Source organism: Pseudomonas sp. USHLN015 (genome assembly GCF_037153275.1).
GTDB classification, from domain to species: Bacteria; Pseudomonadota; Gammaproteobacteria; order Pseudomonadales; family Pseudomonadaceae; genus Metapseudomonas; species Metapseudomonas tohonis.
In genome coordinates this window covers 154,443-170,398 of record NZ_JBBCKP010000007.1, presented here as the reverse complement: position 1 = coordinate 170,398, position 15,956 = coordinate 154,443, and the positions used below count along the sequence as shown (strand labels likewise).

At 65.3% G+C, this 15,956-nt stretch carries 13 protein-coding genes and 1 pseudogene; 7 read left to right on the top strand and 7 right to left on the bottom strand.

Annotated features, from left to right (window positions below; all coding sequences use genetic code 11):
• From WFQ67_RS15935 to thiI, 3 genes and pseudogenes are all read right to left on the bottom strand, one after another.
• A pseudogene (locus WFQ67_RS15935) lies at nt 1-1,650 on the bottom strand (ShlB/FhaC/HecB family hemolysin secretion/activation protein).
• Between the two features lie 269 nt (nt 1,651-1,919).
• The gene (gene typA, locus WFQ67_RS15930; RefSeq protein WP_111264267.1) at nt 1,920-3,737 is read right to left on the bottom strand and encodes a translational GTPase TypA; all 1,818 of its coding nucleotides are present in this window, start codon (nt 3,735-3,737) and stop codon (nt 1,920-1,922) included.
• 129 nt (nt 3,738-3,866) lie between these two features.
• Nucleotides 3,867-5,321, bottom strand: coding sequence for a tRNA uracil 4-sulfurtransferase ThiI (gene thiI / locus WFQ67_RS15925; RefSeq protein WP_337057457.1), 1,455 nt, complete (start codon nt 5,319-5,321; stop codon nt 3,867-3,869).
• 332 nt (nt 5,322-5,653) lie between these two features.
• Between thiI and glnA the strand changes: the two genes are divergently transcribed.
• The 5 genes from glnA (at nt 5,654) to ntrC (ending at nt 11,195) form a co-directional block, all read left to right on the top strand.
• The gene (gene glnA / locus WFQ67_RS15920) at nt 5,654-7,060 is read left to right on the top strand and encodes a glutamate--ammonia ligase (protein ID WP_111264265.1); all 1,407 of its coding nucleotides are present in this window, start codon (nt 5,654-5,656) and stop codon (nt 7,058-7,060) included.
• A gap of 242 nt (nt 7,061-7,302) precedes the next feature.
• A complete protein-coding gene (locus WFQ67_RS15915) occupies nt 7,303-7,863 on the top strand; it encodes a DUF4124 domain-containing protein (protein WP_337057456.1) in 561 nt (186 codons plus the stop codon).
• 3 nt (nt 7,864-7,866) lie between these two features.
• Nucleotides 7,867-8,487, top strand: a complete 621-nt coding sequence (locus WFQ67_RS15910) for a DUF4124 domain-containing protein (protein WP_213626843.1) — start codon at nt 7,867-7,869, stop codon at nt 8,485-8,487.
• 189 nt (nt 8,488-8,676) lie between these two features.
• Nucleotides 8,677-9,762, top strand: coding sequence for a nitrogen regulation protein NR(II) (glnL, locus tag WFQ67_RS15905; protein ID WP_111264262.1), 1,086 nt, complete (start codon nt 8,677-8,679; stop codon nt 9,760-9,762).
• The gene (gene ntrC, locus WFQ67_RS15900) at nt 9,759-11,195 is read left to right on the top strand and encodes a nitrogen regulation protein NR(I) (protein WP_111264261.1); all 1,437 of its coding nucleotides are present in this window, start codon (nt 9,759-9,761) and stop codon (nt 11,193-11,195) included. Before glnL ends, ntrC begins: the two co-directional genes overlap by 4 nt.
• An 841-nt stretch (nt 11,196-12,036) precedes the next feature.
• Here the strand turns inward: ntrC and WFQ67_RS15895 are convergent.
• The gene (locus WFQ67_RS15895) at nt 12,037-12,477 is read right to left on the bottom strand and encodes a hypothetical protein (RefSeq protein WP_213626845.1); all 441 of its coding nucleotides are present in this window, start codon (nt 12,475-12,477) and stop codon (nt 12,037-12,039) included.
• Between WFQ67_RS15895 and trmL the strand changes: the two genes are divergently transcribed.
• Complete coding sequence (trmL, locus tag WFQ67_RS15890; protein ID WP_337057454.1) at nt 12,476-12,937, top strand: tRNA (uridine(34)/cytosine(34)/5-carboxymethylaminomethyluridine(34)-2'-O)-methyltransferase TrmL; 462 nt, start codon at nt 12,476-12,478, stop codon at nt 12,935-12,937. The two genes, WFQ67_RS15895 and trmL, sit on opposite strands and share 2 nt — an antisense overlap.
• Before the next feature lie 64 nt (nt 12,938-13,001).
• Here trmL and secB read toward each other — a convergent pair whose 3' ends face one another.
• From secB to WFQ67_RS15875, 3 genes are read right to left on the bottom strand one after another with little or no spacing between them, the layout of a single operon-like run.
• On the bottom strand, nt 13,002-13,487 hold the full coding sequence (gene secB, locus WFQ67_RS15885) for a protein-export chaperone SecB (protein WP_021218677.1): 486 nt from the start codon (nt 13,485-13,487) through the stop codon (nt 13,002-13,004).
• Nucleotides 13,488-13,523: 36 nt separating this feature from the next.
• Nucleotides 13,524-13,778: a glutaredoxin 3 gene (gene grxC / locus WFQ67_RS15880; RefSeq protein ID WP_111264746.1), complete on the bottom strand. Its 255-nt coding sequence runs from the start codon at nt 13,776-13,778 to the stop codon at nt 13,524-13,526.
• Nucleotides 13,779-13,780: 2 nt separating this feature from the next.
• Nucleotides 13,781-14,194: a rhodanese-like domain-containing protein gene (locus WFQ67_RS15875; protein WP_213626847.1), complete on the bottom strand. Its 414-nt coding sequence runs from the start codon at nt 14,192-14,194 to the stop codon at nt 13,781-13,783.
• Nucleotides 14,195-14,338: 144 nt separating this feature from the next.
• Between WFQ67_RS15875 and gpmI the strand changes: the two genes are divergently transcribed.
• A complete protein-coding gene (gpmI, locus tag WFQ67_RS15870; protein ID WP_337057453.1) occupies nt 14,339-15,874 on the top strand; it encodes a 2,3-bisphosphoglycerate-independent phosphoglycerate mutase in 1,536 nt (511 codons plus the stop codon).
• Nucleotides 15,875-15,956: the final 82 nt, after the last annotated feature.

Below are 15,956 nucleotides of genomic sequence, written 5' to 3'. Positions count from 1 at the left end.
TCAGTAGAACAGGTCGATGCGGGCGTAGATCGGGTGCTCCTGGTGTTCGATGACGTCAGGGCGCTCCAGGGACCGCGCGAAGGTGAGCGAGACGGCCAGGTTCGGGCCGCGGGCGCTGAATTCGAGGGCGTTGCCGCTCAGGCGGCCATGGGTGCGGGCGTTGTTGCGGTCGCCCTGGATCTGCCCCAGGTCGTAGGCGAAGGCGAGGCCGTACTGGCGCACGAAGGGCTGCAGCGGTGCCCAGCCCACGGGGCGGGTCCAGCGCAGTTGGTTGCGCCAGTAGCCGCCGCTGTTGCCGGACAGGGATTGGTCCTTGAAGCCGCGCACCGAGCTGAGGCCGCCGATGCTGATGCGCTGGGGGCTGTTGAGTTCGTCTTCGCTGCGCTGGTAGTTGATGAGGCTGTCGACGCTGAGGTTTTCCCCGAGCAGCTGGAAGGGCTGCAGGTAGCTGGCGGTGAGGCCGTATTTGTCGTAGCGGGCGTTGGTGCCGCTCTTGCCGTCGATGCGGCTGTTCTTGGCGTCCAGGGCGCCGATGCCCTGTTGCCAGCCGAGGTCGAGGTTGACGAAAGCGCTGCCGAGCCGGCGGCCGTGGTTGAAGCCCAGCTGGGTTTCGGTGATGCGCGGGCTGGAGCTGTCCAGCAGGGCGTTCTCGATGTAGTTGCGGGTTTCCAGGTGGGCGAGGCCGAGGCTGAGGCCGGTCTTGCTGACGCTGTCGCGGTGCAGGACGCGGTCGGCGCGCAGTTGGTGGGTCTTGCTTTCACCGTCGGTGACGAAGGGGAATCCGCTGCTCTCGTTGCGGGTACGGTAGTAGCTCTGGCTGTAGGCGTAGCTGAAGCTCCACCAGCCCTACGGCAGGCTGTAGGCGCAGCTCTGGTTGGCGGAGTGGCGCCAGCGGTCGCTGACGGCGTCGCCACCGGCGCGCAGGCTGAGCTGGTCGGCCAGGCCCAGGGGGCTGTCCCATTCCAGGCTGGCGCCCCACTGCTGTTCGCCGGTACTGCGCTGGCCGTCGTTGTGGCGGTTGAAGCCGACCCGCCAGGGCTTGCCGGGCTCGCCCTTGAGCTGCACGCGGCTGCCGCCCACTTCGCTGCCGGGCACCAGTTCCAGTTCGGCGGGGCGCGAGGGCAGGCGGTTGATCTGCTCCACCAGTTGCTCAAGTTCCCGCAGGTTCAGCGGCTCGCCGGTCTGCGCCGGGGAGGCCAGGGCCAGTTCGCGGTCGCTGGCGATCGCCGAGCCTTCCACGCCCTCCAGGCGACCTTCGACGACGATGACGTCCAGTTCGCCGTCGGCCAGGTCCTGCTGCGGCAGGTAGGCACGGGAGGTGACGTAGCCGCGGTCGATGTAGTGCTGGGTGATGGCCTTGAGCAGGTCGTTGAGGCGCCCGCTGTCCAGGCACTGGTGTTCGAAGGGCTTGAGCAGTTCGCGCTGGCGCGCCTCGCTGATCAGGTGCACGCCCTGCAGGCGGATGCGCTGGATGTCGAAGCACGGACCCTGTGCCTGGGGCTGGCTGGGGGCCACCGGCTCGGCGCGGCCGGGCAGTTGCTGCAGTTCCTGCAGGCGCTTGCGCTGCTCTTCCAGCAACCGCTCCTGGCGGTCGCGGATCAGGTCCCGATCGCCTGGAAGCGGCTCGGCAGCCTGCAATACCAGGGGCATCGAAAGTAGCGGTGAAAACAGCGCGAGAAAGGTCGAAAGACGCACGGCGAGCAGTCCTTGCAAGGGCCTGGCGAAACAGGCGCCTATGAGAGCAACTCGACAAAGACCGGCCTATCGGCCCTGGCCTGATGAGGCCAGGGGAAATTTCTCATGCAAAGGAACGATGCTGTGGCTCACCTGTAGGTCCACCGGGCAGGAGCTGCCGATTGCCCAATAAAAAGCCCCCGCCGGATCGCTCCGGCGGGGGCTTTTCAGTTACTGATCGAAGATCAGACCTTGCTGCGCTCGTAGCGCTTGCGGTCGTTCTCGTTCAGCATTTTCTTGCGCAGGCGGATGGACTTCGGCGTCACTTCCACCAGCTCGTCGTCGGCGATGAATTCCAGCGCCTGTTCCAGGGTGAACTTGATCGGCGGAACCAGGGCGATGACTTCGTCCTTGCCGGAAGCGCGCATGTTGTCGAGCTTCTTGCCCTTGGTGGGGTTGATCACCAGGTCGTTGTCACGGCTGTTGATGCCGGCCAGCTGGCCTTCGTAGATCTCGTCGCCCGGGGCCAGGAACAGCTTGCCGCGGCTCTGCAGGGTTTCCAGCGAGTAGGTCAGGGCGGTGCCGGTGGCCATGGAGACCAGTACGCCGTTCTGACGGTTGCTGACTTCGCCGGCCTTGATCGGGCCGTAGTGGCTGAAGGTCGAGGTCAGGATGCCGGTGCCGGAGGTCAGGGTCAGGAAGTTGTTGCGGAAGCCGATCAGGCCACGCGCCGGGATGGTGTACTCCAGGCGCACACGGCCCTTGCCGTCGGGGATCATGTTGGTCAGATCGCCCTTGCGCAGGCCCATCTGCTCCATCACCGAGCCCTGGTGCTGCTCTTCGATGTCGATGGTGACGTTCTCGTAGGGCTCCTGCTTCTCGCCGTCCTTCTCGATGATCACCACTTCCGGACGGCCCACGGCCATCTCGAAGCCTTCACGGCGCATGGTTTCGATCAGTACGGACAGGTGCAGCTCACCGCGGCCGGAGACCTTGAACTTCTCGGCGGACTCGCCCGCTTCGACGCGCAGGGCGACGTTGTGCAGCAGTTCCTTCTCCAGGCGGTCCTTGATGTTGCGGCTGGTGACGAACTTGCCTTCCTTGCCGGCGAAGGGCGAGTCGTTGACCTGGAAGGTCATGCTCACGGTCGGCTGGTCGACAGTCAGGGGCGGACGGGCTTCGACGTTCTGCGGGTCGCACAGGGTGTCGGAGATGAACAGCTCTTCCATGCCGCTGACGCAGACGATGTCGCCGGCTTCGGCTTCGGCGACTTCGACGCGCTGCAGGCCGGAGTGACCCATGATCTTCAGGATGCGGCCGTTGCGCTTGGTGCCGTCGTCGCTGATGGCGACCACCGGGGTGTTGGACTTGATCTTGCCGCGGGCGATGCGGCCGATGCCGATCACGCCGAGGAAGCTGTTGTAGTCCAGCTGGGAGATCTGCATCTGGAACGGGCCGTCGACGTCGACGTCCGGAACCGGGACGTGGTCGATGATCGCCTGGAACAGCGCGTCCATGTTGTCGTCCATCTTCTCGTGGTCGAGACCGGCGATGCCGTTCAGGGCGCTGGCGTAGACGATCGGGAAGTCGAGCTGCTCGTCGGTGGCGCCGAGGTTGTCGAACAGGTCGAAGATCTGGTCGATGACCCAGTCAGGGCGCGCGCCCGGACGGTCGATCTTGTTGACCACGACGATCGGGCGCAGGCCGGCCTTGAAGGCCTTCTGGGTCACGAAGCGGGTCTGCGGCATGGGGCCGTCCTGGGCGTCGACGACCAGCAGCACGGAGTCGACCATCGACATCACGCGCTCTACCTCACCGCCGAAGTCGGCGTGGCCGGGGGTGTCGACGATGTTGATGTTGTAGCCGTTCCACTTGATGGCGGTGTTCTTCGCCAGGATGGTGATGCCGCGCTCTTTCTCCTGGTCGTTGGAGTCCATCACGCGCTCGGATTCCGCTTCTTTGCGGTCGAGGGTGCCGGAGAGCTTCAGCAGCTTGTCGACGAGGGTGGTCTTGCCGTGGTCGACGTGGGCGATGATGGCGATGTTGCGTAGTTTTTCGATCACTTGTGTATCTCGATCAGAGGATTCGGTTCGCCGCTGAGTCTAGGCGGCCTGTATGAAAAGCGTTCGATTCAGCCCGCCCACTGGTCGGGGGGGCGGTGGCGGATGCTGCCGCCGTACAGCCCGGGCTGTTTAGGTCGGGCGATAAACGCGCACATTGGCATGCCCCTCGCTGAGCAGATGGTGAGCATGCAGGCGGCTCATGACGCCTTTATCGCAATACAGGAGGTACTGGCGGTTTTCGTCCAGTTCCTTGAAGCGGCTGTTGATGGCGTAGAACGGCAGGGCCTGGACTTCGATGCCGGGCAGCTCCAGCGGTTCATCTTCCTGGGCATCGGGATGGCGGATGTCGATGACGATCTGGCCCGGCAGCGCCTCGCCCACCTCTTCCACCTTCAGGTCCTGGCCCAGTTCCTCGATCACGCGGTCGATGGGGATCAGGCGGGCACGCTCGATGGCACGCTCCAGCACGGCCATGTCGAACTGCGCCTCTTCGTATTCGATGCGGCTCTGCTTGGCGCGGGTGGTCGGGTTCACCGAGATCACGCCGCAGTACTCGGGCATGTGCTTGGCGAACTCGGCGGTGCCGATCCGGGTGGCGGTGTCGATGATGTCCTGCTTGTGGCTGGCGATCAGCGGGCGCAGCACCAGCATGTCGGTGGCCGAGTCGATCACCGAGAGGTTCGGCAGGGTCTGGCTGGACACCTGGGAGATGGCCTCGCCCGTGACCAGCGCCTCGATGCGCAACTGCTCGGCCATGCGCGTGGAGACCCGCAGCATCATGCGCTTGAGGATCACGCCCATCTGGCTGTTGTCGACCTTGCCGAGGATCTCGGCCACCACTTCCTCGAACGGCACGCTGATGAACAGCACGCGCTGGGACCGGCCGAACTTCTCCCACAGGTAGTGGGCCACTTCCATCACGCCCAGCTCGTGGGCGCGGCCCCCGAGGTTGAAGAAGCAGAAGTGGGCCATCAGGCCACGACGCATCATCTGGTAGGCGGCGACGGTGGAATCGAAGCCACCGGACATGAGCACCAGGGTCTGTTCCAGCGAACCCAGCGGGTAGCCGCCGAGGCCGTCGTGCTGGTGATGGATGACGAACAGGCGCTGGTCGCGTACCTCGATGCGCACTTCCACTTCCGGGTTCTTCAGCGAGATGCCGGCGGCGTTGCACTCGCGACGCAGGCGGCTGCCCACGTGGCTCTCCAGCTCCATCGAGGTGAAGGTGTGCTTGCCGGCGCGCTTGCAGCGCACGGAGAAGATCTTCCCGGGGATCTGGTCGGCGTAGTGCAGCTTGCACTTTTCCAGCACGTCGTCGAAGTCGCCGAGCGGGTACTCGTTGACCTCGAGGAAGTGGGTGATGCCCGGGGTGCAGGTGAGGCGCTCGATCATCTCGGCGAGGAGCTTCGGATCGGTTTGCGTCGTAACCAGCTCCAGGTTGTCCCAGATGCCGCTCACTTCGACTTCCGGGTCGAGATCACGCAGCACCACGCGAATGTTCTTCGCAAGCTGGCGGATGAAATGCTTGCGCACCGGCCGGCTCTTGATGGTGATTTCGGGGAAGACCTTGATGATGAGTTTCATGAAAACAGCGCTTGCTGGGACAACGGAAAAAGAGGGGCGCGGATTATAGCGGAAATTGTTCAAGCTTTGACCAAAATCAATCACACCCCCTGAACGCGCACCAAACAGGTGCAATCACGACGTGCGGAGCACGGAATTGGTGCGCAAAACTGTACACAATCGATCTTCAGCCCCCGGCCTGCCTGTGTTCTAGGGCGCTTGCCCATTCCAGGGCACTGGCACGCAATTTGCTCCCTTGTGAGGCAGGTTGCCCTGGCGGACTATGCCGCCCCGGCTTCACCTTTTATTGGGGGCTCAAACTTTTCCAGCTCCCCATTCACCTGGAGGACACCATGTCGAAGTCGCTTCAACTGATCAAAGACCATGACGTGAAGTGGGTAGACCTGCGCTTCACCGATACCAAAGGCAAGCAGCACCACGTGACCATGCCGGCACGCGACGCACTCGACGACGAGTTCTTCGAAGTCGGCAAGATGTTCGACGGCTCGTCCATCCACGGCTGGAAAGGCATCGAAGCCTCCGACATGATCCTGCTGCCGGTCGACAGCACCGCCGTGCTCGATCCGTTCACCGAAGAGCCGACCCTGATCCTGGTCTGCGACATCATCGAGCCGAGCACCATGCAAGGCTACGACCGCGACCCGCGCTCCATCGCCAAGCGCGCCGAGGAGTACCTGAAGACCACCGGTATCGGTGACACCGTCTTCGTCGGCCCGGAACCCGAGTTCTTCATCTTCGACGAAGTGAAGTTCAAGTCCGACATCTCCGGCTCCATGTTCAAGATCTACTCCGAGCAAGGCTCCTGGATGACCGACCAGGACGTCGAAGGCGGCAACAAGGGCCACCGCCCGGCCGTCAAGGGCGGTTACTTCCCGGTTCCGCCGTGCGACCACGACCACGAAATCCGTACCGCCATGTGCAACGCCATGGAAGAGATGGGCCTGGTCATCGAAGTTCACCACCACGAAGTGGCGACTGCCGGCCAGAACGAAATCGGTGTGAAGTTCAACACCCTCGTTGCCAAGGCTGACGAAGTCCAGACCCTGAAGTACTGCGTGCACAACGTGGCCGATGCCTATGGCAAGACCGCCACCTTCATGCCGAAGCCGCTGTACGGCGACAACGGCTCGGGCATGCACGTTCACCTGTCGATCGCCAAAGACGGCAAGAACACCTTCGCAGGTGAAGGCTATGCCGGCCTGTCCGACACCGCCCTGTACTTCATCGGCGGCATCATCAAGCACGGCAAGGCCCTGAACGGCTTCACCAACCCGTCGACCAACTCGTACAAGCGTCTGGTTCCGGGCTTCGAAGCACCGGTCATGCTGGCCTACTCCGCCCGCAACCGTTCCGCCTCGATCCGTATCCCGTACGTATCCAGCCCGAAAGCACGCCGCATCGAAGCGCGCTTCCCGGACCCGGCTGCCAACCCCTACCTGGCCTTCGCCGCCCTGCTGATGGCCGGCCTGGACGGCATCCAGAACAAGATCCACCCCGGCGATGCCGCCGACAAGAACCTGTACGACCTGCCGCCGGAAGAGGCGAAAGAGATCCCGCAGGTTTGCGGCAGCCTGAAAGAGGCGCTGGAAGAACTGGACAAGGGCCGTGCGTTCCTGACCAAGGGCGGCGTGTTCAGCGACGACTTCATCGATGCCTACATCGAGCTGAAGAGCGAAGAAGAAATCAAGGTGCGCACCTTCGTGCACCCGCTGGAATACGACCTGTACTACAGCGTCTGATCCGGCAGCCTGCACAGGCAGCGTGCCGCGCGAGCGGCACGGACTAGAGAGGCCTCCTTCGGGAGGCCTTTTTTTGTCCCGGGAATGGGCCCCGTGCGCTCGGCATCGGCCACGCCGCAAGCGCAGCGCACTCCGGACGGATCACGATTTTCCGGCTGCGCCGCACAGCCGCATCAGGCCGAACTTGCCAGCCCGGCGCGCCGGTGCAACGCTTAGCGGCATCATCCAGAGGAGACCGGCCCATGCGCCTCCTGCTCACCTGCCTGCTGTTGTCGCTGACGCTTTCCGCGACGGCGCAGATCTACAAGTACACCGACGCCAACGGCAACACGGTCTTCACCAACCAGCCGCCGGATGGCACCCGGACCGAAGAGGTCACCCTGCCCACCACCAACACCGTGGAAGCGCAGAAGCCCGCCGCCACGCCCGCCGCCGCGAAGGACCAGCCAGCCGAGGCGGCCTACCAGGAACTCCGCCTGACCGACGTGCCCAGCGACGAAGCCCTGCGCGCCAACAACGGCACCTTCTCCGTCGGCGTGCACCTGGTGCCGCGCCTACGCACCGGCCACCGGCTGCAACTGCTGCTGGACGGCAAGCCCGAGGGCCAGAAGGTCAACGTGCCGCGCCTGCAGGTGGTCAACGCCGATCGCGGCGAGCACAGCCTCGCGGTCCAGGTGCTCGCAGGCGACCAGGTCGTGCAACAGAGCGAGACCATCACCTTCACCGTGCAGCGGGTCAACACCAGCAGCCCCGCGCTGCGCCCGCCGCCCCCTCCGAAACCCACTCCGAAGCCAGCCACCTGACCCATGCGCACGATCCTGTTCTGCCTGCTGTTCACCTGCCTGCCGGCGATGGCCCAGGTCTACACCTACATCGACGAGGAAGGTAACCGCGTCTTCACCGACCGGCCCAAGCCCGGCAACGCCGAGCGCATCGAACTGGCCCCCTCCAACGGCATGACCGCCCAGCCGGCGGCCCCGGCCGTACTGCCGCCCGCCGCCATCCCCCGCGAACTGGGCTACCAGGTGCTGCGCATCCTGGTACCCGAGCCGGACGCCACGGTGCGCGACATGGAGGGCAACCTCATCGTCACCGCCATGAGCGAGCCCGGCCTGCGCGACGGCCACAACTACCGCCTGGTGCTCGACGGCAAGGCCCAGGGCGAACCCGGTCGCAGCCCGGTCTTCCCGCTGAGCAACCTGGATCGCGGCACGCACCAGTTGGCGGTGGAGATCATCGACGACAAGCAACGGGTGGTGGAGCGCACGCCGAACCAGCCGGTGCACATCATGCGCATCACCCTGGCGCAGAAACGCCAGGCGCGCCCCTGCAAGAAGGCCGACTACGGCGTACGCCCCGAATGCCCGCTCAAGGACAAGCCCAAGGAGCCGGACAAGGGCATCATCGGCATCCTCCCGTTCTTCTGATCCCGCGACGCACCGCAATGGTGCGTCAGGCTGCACCGATTTCTATACTCTCCCCATTTTGGTTCGCCCGCATGCCGCCGCACTGCGCTGAAAAGCAGCCGCAAGCGGCTGGCGGCCTGTTCCAGCGCGTCTTTTCAGGGCTTGGTTTGCTTCTTGCATTTTCCTGCCCATCGCCGAGATGCCCGACCTATGACCATCAACGACGCCCTGCACCGACTGCTGCTCGACAACCTGACCACCGCGGTGATCCTGCTCAACGCCGACCTGCGGCTGGAGTACATGAACCCGGCGGCGGAGATGCTCCTGGCCGTCAGCGGCCAGCGCAGCCACGGCCAGTTCATCAGCGAGCTGTTCACCGAGTCGCCCGAGGCCCTGACCTCGCTGCGCCAGGCGGTGGAACAGGCGCACCCCTTCACCAAGCGCGAGGCCATGCTCACCTCCCTCGCCGGGCAGACCCTGACGGTGGACTATGCGGTGACGCCCATCCTCAACAAGGGCGCCACCCTGCTGCTGCTGGAAGTGCACCCGCGCGACCGGCTGCTGCGCATCACCAAGGAAGAGGCCCAGCTGTCCAAGCAGGAAACCACCAAACTGCTGGTGCGCGGCCTCGCCCATGAGATCAAGAACCCCCTGGGCGGCATCCGTGGCGCCGCCCAGCTGCTTTCCCGCGAGCTGCCGGAAGAGCACCTGAAGGACTACACCAACGTCATCATCGAGGAGGCCGATCGCCTGCGTAACCTGGTGGACCGCATGCTCGGCTCCAACAAGCTGCCGTCGCTGGCGATGACCAACGTCCACGAAGTGCTGGAGCGTGTCTGCAGCCTGGTGGAAGCGGAGAGCCAGGGCGGCATCACCCTGGTGCGCGACTACGACCCAAGCATCCCGGACGTGCTCATCGACCGCGAGCAGATGATCCAGGCCGTGCTCAATATCGTGCGCAACGCCATGCAGGCCATCTCCGCCAACAACGACCTGCGCCTCGGGCGCATCACCCTGCGTTCGCGCACCCTGCGCCAGTTCACCATCGGCCACACCCGGCACCGCCTGGTGACCAAGGTGGAGATCATCGACAACGGCCCGGGCATCCCGCCCGAGCTGCAGGAAACCATCTTCTACCCCATGGTCAGCGGGCGCCCGGACGGTACCGGGCTCGGGCTGGCCATCGCCCAGAACATCATCAGCCAGCACCAGGGGCTCATCGAGTGCGAGAGCCATCCCGGCCACACCGTCTTCTCGATCTTCCTGCCGCTGGAACAAGGAGCCGCATCCTCATGACTCGTAGTGAAACTGTCTGGATCGTCGATGACGACCGCTCCATCCGCTGGGTCCTGGAAAAGGCCCTGCAACAGGAAGGCATGACCACCCAGAGTTTCGAAAGCGCCGACAGCGTGCTCACCCGCCTGACCCGCCAGCAGCCGGACGTGATCATCTCCGACATCCGCATGCCCGGTGCCAGTGGCCTGGACCTGCTGGCGCGCATCCGCGAGCTGCACCCGCGCCTGCCGGTGATCATCATGACCGCCCACTCGGACCTGGACAGCGCGGTGGCGTCCTACCAGGGCGGTGCCTTCGAATACCTGCCCAAGCCCTTCGACGTCGACGAGGCGGTCTCCCTGGTCAAGCGCGCCAACCAGCACGCCCAGGAGCAGCAGAGCCTGGAAGCCCCGGCCAACCAGCCGCGCACCCCCGAGATCATCGGCGAGGCACCGGCGATGCAGGAGGTGTTCCGCGCCATCGGCCGCCTCAGCCACTCCAACATCACCGTGCTGATCAACGGTGAATCCGGCACCGGCAAGGAGCTGGTGGCGCACGCACTGCATCGCCACAGCCCGCGTGCCGCCTCGCCCTTCATCGCCCTGAACATGGCGGCGATCCCCAAGGACCTGATGGAGTCCGAGCTGTTCGGCCACGAGAAAGGCGCCTTCACCGGCGCGGCCAACCAGCGGCGCGGCCGCTTCGAGCAGGCCGACGGCGGCACCCTGTTCCTCGACGAGATCGGCGACATGCCGGCCGACACCCAGACCCGCCTGCTGCGGGTGCTGGCCGATGGCGAATTCTACCGCGTGGGCGGCCACACCCCGGTGAAGGTGGACGTGCGCATCATCGCCGCCACCCACCAGAACCTGGAAAACCTGGTGCAGGCCGGCAAGTTCCGCGAAGACCTGTTCCACCGCCTCAACGTCATCCGCATCCATATCCCGCGCATGTCCGACCGCCGCGAGGACATCCCCGCGCTGGCCCGCCACTTCCTCGCCCGTGCGGCCCAGGAGCTGGCCGTGGAGCCCAAGCTGCTCAAGCCGGAGACCGAGGAATACCTGAAGAACCTGCCCTGGCCGGGCAACGTGCGCCAGCTGGAGAACACCTGCCGCTGGATCACCGTCATGGCCTCGGGTCGCGAAGTCCACGTGGACGACCTGCCGCCGGAACTGCTCACCCAGCCCCAGGACGCGGCGCCGGTCACCAACTGGGAGCAGGCCCTGCGCCAGTGGGCCGACCAGGCGCTGGCCCGCGGCCAGTCCAGCCTGCTGGACAGCGCCGTGCCGTCGTTCGAGCGGATCATGATCGAGACCGCGCTCAAGCACACCGCAGGCCGTCGCCGCGACGCCGCCGTGCTGCTGGGCTGGGGCCGCAACACCCTCACCCGCAAGATCAAGGAACTGGGCATGAAGGTGGATGGCGGCGACGAGGACGACGGCGACGACGCCTGATCGGCCCGGCTCCACCCTCCACTCCGACCTCGCGGGCCTGCTGGCCCGCGAAGCATTTCAGGCGGCCACCCCGCCTCACCGCGTTGTAGGAGCGAGTTCGTTCGCGACGGACCGCCAGCCGGTCCTTGGAAGCCCCTCGGAAAGGCCGCCCGCGAATGGATTCGCTCCTGCTCCCTCCCCCCGCGTCTTTCTCCGTGACGCCAGCTTGAAGCCCGCCCGCTGTCCGGGACGCACCAACGCAGGCGGCAGCCGGGGAAAACGTTCACGACTGGTGCCATGCACCGCTTCGGCGCATCAAAAATGTGCTCAGAAAATGTTCAGGACCTGACTGCCGCCCGCCTGGAGACGGGCATTCCATGATGCTCCCGAAAAAGCCATGAAGGGCCAGAGCCCAATAACCACGGGGCCTCTGGCCATGAGGCGCGAACTCCAATGGAGGTGGACAGGGGCCGAATGCGAAAACTGGCACAGCCTCTGCATTGGTAGAGACAACCGTTTTCGGGGACCTTGGTACAGGCAGGCCGGGGATCCCTCTTTTATGCAAGACCCTTCACTGCCCCGCCGTCGCGTCGAGCCGAGCTCCGCGGGCGAGCGGTGAAGGACGATGGTTTTGGGGGCCTTGGTACAGGCAGGCCGGGGAATCCCCTTTCTTACAGCGCCACGCTGTCACGACGGCTTCGAGCCGGGACAGCGCAGCGACGACCCGTTTCGGGGGCCCAGGTACAGGCAGGCCGGGGATTCCCCTTTCTTATCCCGCCCGGGAGCCGAGACAACGGCCCCGGACAGCAGCGACGACCCGTTTCGGGGACCTTGGTACAGGCAGGCCGGGGAATCCCCTTTCTTATCCCTCCCGCAGGCTGATCTGCAGCCGCCACTTGCCATCCACCTCGGCACCGCTCCACTCCCCATGCAGGGGGCGGGTCGCCACGAAGTGCAAGAGCAACCCATTGCGGGTCATCTGCAAGCGCCAGTTCAGCGCCTTGCCACCCAATTGCAGGCGGCCCTTCTGCGGCTCGGCGCTGGCATCGAAGATGAAGGCCAGCGCCCCATCCATGTGCTCGGCACGCTGGCGCGGCTCGCCGTCGAACCACAGCGCCAGCCCGTCGGGCAAGGCCTCCACCCGCTCCAGGTGGATGGGCCCCGGTGCGGTCAGGCGGCCGATCATCAGCCCGACCAGCAGTCCGAAAATCGCCAGCGAACCCAAAAACCGCGGCCACATGCGCCGCCTCGGGTCCTCATCGGGAGTAGAATGCCGCCGGTTTTGGGGCAGGGGGCCACGCATGTTTCACGTCATCCTTTTTCAACCGGAAATTCCGCCGAACACCGGCAACATTATCAGGCTGTGCGCCAACTCGGGCTGCCACCTGCACCTGGTCGAGCCCCTGGGTTTCGAGCTCGACGACAAGCGCCTGCGCCGCGCCGGGCTGGACTACCACGAGTACGCCACCCTGCAGCGCCACGCCGACCTGGAGAGCTGCCTGGCGAGCCTGGGCCACCCCCGCGTGTTCGCCTTCACCACCAAGGGCACCCGGCTGTTCCACGAGGTCGCCTTCGAGAAGGGCGACGCCTTTCTCTTCGGCCCGGAAAGCCGCGGCCTGCCGGAAAAGGTGCGCGAGGCCCTGCCGCCCGAGCAGCGCCTGCGCCTGCCCATGCGTCCCGGCTGCCGCAGCCTGAACCTGTCCAACAGCGTGGCCGTGGCGGTCTACGAGGCCTGGCGCCAGCACGGCTTCAGCCTGGACTGAACCGGGCGAACACGCGCCCACAAAAAAGCGCCCCGAGGGGCGCTTTTTCTTCATCCAGCGTGGATCAGGCGTTGGCCGGAGCTTCGCCGGCGGCCTGCAGGCGCGCCATTTCCTGCGCGTACAGGGCGTCGAAGTTCACCGGAGCCAGCATCAGTGCCGGGAACGAGCCGCGTACGACGAGGCTGTCCAGGGTTTCGCGGGCGTAGGGGAACAGGATGTTCGGGCAGAAGGCGCCCAGGGTGTGGCTCATGGAAGCCGCGTCCAGGCCCTTGATCAGGAAGATGCCGGCCTGCTGCACTTCGGCGATGAAGGCGGTTTCTTCGCCGTTCTTCACGGTCACGGAGAGGGTCAGCACCACTTCATGGAAATCGCCGTCCAGCGACTTCTGGCGGGTGTTGAGGTCCAGCGCCACGCTCGGGGTCCACTCCTGGCGGAAGATCTCGGGGCTCTTGGGGGCCTCGAACGACAGGTCACGCACGTAGATGCGCTGCAGCGAGAATTGCGGGTTCTGAGCTTCCTGGGAAGCGCCGTTGCTTGCTTGTTCAGTCATGGCAGAGCCTTCTTGTTCGTACGTTTTCGAGTGGGGTCACGCCTTGAGCAGAGCATCCAGCTTGCCCGCCCGCTCAAGGGCATAAAGGTCGTCACAGCCGCCCACATGGGTCGAACCGATCCATATCTGCGGCACCGAGGTGCGGCCCGCCTTGCGGGTCATCTCGGCGCGGACGTCGGGCTTGCCATCGACCCGGATCTCTTCGTATTGGACGCCCTTGCTGCCGAGCAATTGCTTGGCCCGGATGCAGTAGGGGCACCAGTCACTGGAGTAGATGACGACGGCAGCCATGTTCACTTCACCAACGGCAGGTTTTCGCCACGCCAGCTGCCGATGCCGCCGGACAGCTTGAAGGCGGTGAAACCGGCTTTCTGCAGGTCACGGCAAACGGTACCAGCGTGCTGGCCCATGGTATCGACCACTATGATGGTCTTGTCCTTATGCTTATCCAGCTCCGCAAGGCGAGCAGCCAGCTTTTCGTAGGGGATGTTCAGCGAGTCGACGATGCGGCCGCTGGAGAAGTCCTTACTGCTGCGCACGTCGAGGACGATGCCCTGGCCGCTGTTGACCAGCGCGGTGAGCTCGCGGGTGCTGATGCTGCGGCCGCCACGGCGCAGTTCGTGGGCGATCAGGAGCACCAGCAGGACGACGAAGGATGCGCTCAGTACATAGTGGTTGGTGGCAAATTCAATCAGGTGGGCGAACATCGACGGGTCCCGGGACGGTAAAATGCCGGCCAGTATACACAGCACCACAGGTCCACCAAACCCCGCACGGCGGTGACGCACAAGGAACTTGTACGTAAAATGCCGCTCCCTTTTTGATCTTCTTGTGCCATGCGAGTCGGACTTATGACAGCCACGCCCAAACCCCTGGTTCTGATCATCCTGGACGGCTTCGGTCACAGTGACAGTCCCGAGTACAACGCCATCTACGCCGCCACCAAGCCGGTCTACGACCGCCTGCTGGCCACCCAGCCGCACGGCCTGATCTCGGGCAGCGGCATGGACGTGGGCCTGCCGGACGGGCAGATGGGCAACTCCGAGGTGGGCCACATGAACCTCGGCGCCGGCCGCGTGGTTTACCAGGACTTCACCCGCGTCACCAAGGCCATCCGTGATGGCGAGTTCTTCGCCAACCCCGTGATAGTCGAGGCCGTGGACAAGGCCGTTGCCGCCGGCAAGGCCGTGCACTTCATGGGCCTGCTTTCCGACGGCGGCGTACACAGCCACCAGGACCACCTGGTCGCCATGGCCGAGCTGGCCGCCCAGCGCGGCGCCGAGAAGATCTACCTGCACGCCTTCCTCGACGGCCGCGACACCCCGCCGAAAAGCGCCGAGCCCTCCATCGAGCTGCTCGATGCCACCTTCGCCCGCCTGGGCAAGGGCCGCATCGCCAGCCTGATCGGCCGCTACTTCGCCATGGACCGCGACAACCGCTGGGACCGCGTCGAAGCCGCCTACAACCTGATCACCGAAGGCCAGGCCGAATTCACCGCCGCCAGCGCCCGTGAAGGCCTCGCCGCCGCCTACGAGCGCGGCGAGAGCGACGAATTCGTCAAGGCCACTCGTATCGGCGACGCCGCCCCGGTGCAGGATGGCGACGCGGTCATCTTCATGAACTTCCGTGCCGACCGCGCCCGCGAGCTGTCCCGCGCCTTCGTCGAGCCCGGCTTCAAGGAATTCGCCCGTGCTCGTGAAATCGCCCTGGCCGGCTACGTGATGCTGACCCAGTACGCCGCCAGCATCCCCGCGCCCAGCGCCTTCAAGCCCGAGTCCCTGGACAACGTGCTGGGTGAATACCTCGCGGCCAACGGCAAGACCCAGCTGCGCATCGCCGAGACCGAGAAGTACGCCCACGTGACCTTCTTCTTCTCCGGCGGCCGCGAGGAGCCCTTCGAAGGCGAAGAGCGCATCCTCATCCCCTCGCCCAAGGTCGCCACCTATGACCTGCAGCCGGAGATGAGCGCCCCCGAGGTGACCGACCGCATCGTCGACGCCATCGAGAACCTGCGCTACGACGTGATCATCGTGAACTACGCCAACGGCGACATGGTCGGCCACACCGGCGTCTTCGAGGCCGCGGTCAGGGCCGTCGAGTGCCTGGACACCTGCCTGGGACGCATCACCGCCGCCCTCGACAAGGTCGGCGGCGAGGCGCTGATCACCGCCGACCACGGCAACGTCGAGCAGATGGAAGACGAAGCCACCGGCCAGGCGCACACCGCGCACACCTGCGAGCCGGTGCCCTTCATCTATTACGGCAAGCGCCAGGTCAGCCTGCGCGAAGGCGGCGTGCTCGCCGACGTGGCCCCCACCCTGCTGACCCTGATGGGCCTGCCGGTGCCGGCCGAGATGACCGGCAAGAGCATCGTCGAACTGAAATGACCCACGCGCCGACCACCGGCGCCGCGGTTTCGCATCGAACGCCCCGCAGCTCAGGCTTCGGGGCGTTTTTTTTGCCGAGCGC

Bases quoted from the DNA above. Each gene is read 5' to 3' on its own strand.
- ntrC (WP_111264261.1), top strand. From the start codon at position 9,759: ATGACTCGTAGTGAAACTGTCTGGATCGTCGATGACGACCGCTCCATC.
- thiI (WP_337057457.1), bottom strand. From the start codon at position 5,321: ATGAAACTCATCATCAAGGTCTTCCCCGAAATCACCATCAAGAGCCGG.
- secB (WP_021218677.1), bottom strand. From the start codon at position 13,487: ATGACTGAACAAGCAAGCAACGGCGCTTCCCAGGAAGCTCAGAACCCG.
- grxC (WP_111264746.1), bottom strand. From the start codon at position 13,778: ATGGCTGCCGTCGTCATCTACTCCAGTGACTGGTGCCCCTACTGCATC.
- WFQ67_RS15895 (WP_213626845.1), bottom strand. From the start codon at position 12,477: ATGCGTGGCCCCCTGCCCCAAAACCGGCGGCATTCTACTCCCGATGAG.
- glnL (WP_111264262.1), top strand. From the start codon at position 8,677: ATGACCATCAACGACGCCCTGCACCGACTGCTGCTCGACAACCTGACC.
- gpmI (WP_337057453.1), top strand. From the start codon at position 14,339: ATGACAGCCACGCCCAAACCCCTGGTTCTGATCATCCTGGACGGCTTC.
- trmL (WP_337057454.1), top strand. From the start codon at position 12,476: ATGTTTCACGTCATCCTTTTTCAACCGGAAATTCCGCCGAACACCGGC.
- WFQ67_RS15875 (WP_213626847.1), bottom strand. From the start codon at position 14,194: ATGTTCGCCCACCTGATTGAATTTGCCACCAACCACTATGTACTGAGC.
- WFQ67_RS15910 (WP_213626843.1), top strand. From the start codon at position 7,867: ATGCGCACGATCCTGTTCTGCCTGCTGTTCACCTGCCTGCCGGCGATG.
- WFQ67_RS15915 (WP_337057456.1), top strand. From the start codon at position 7,303: ATGCGCCTCCTGCTCACCTGCCTGCTGTTGTCGCTGACGCTTTCCGCG.
- glnA (WP_111264265.1), top strand. From the start codon at position 5,654: ATGTCGAAGTCGCTTCAACTGATCAAAGACCATGACGTGAAGTGGGTA.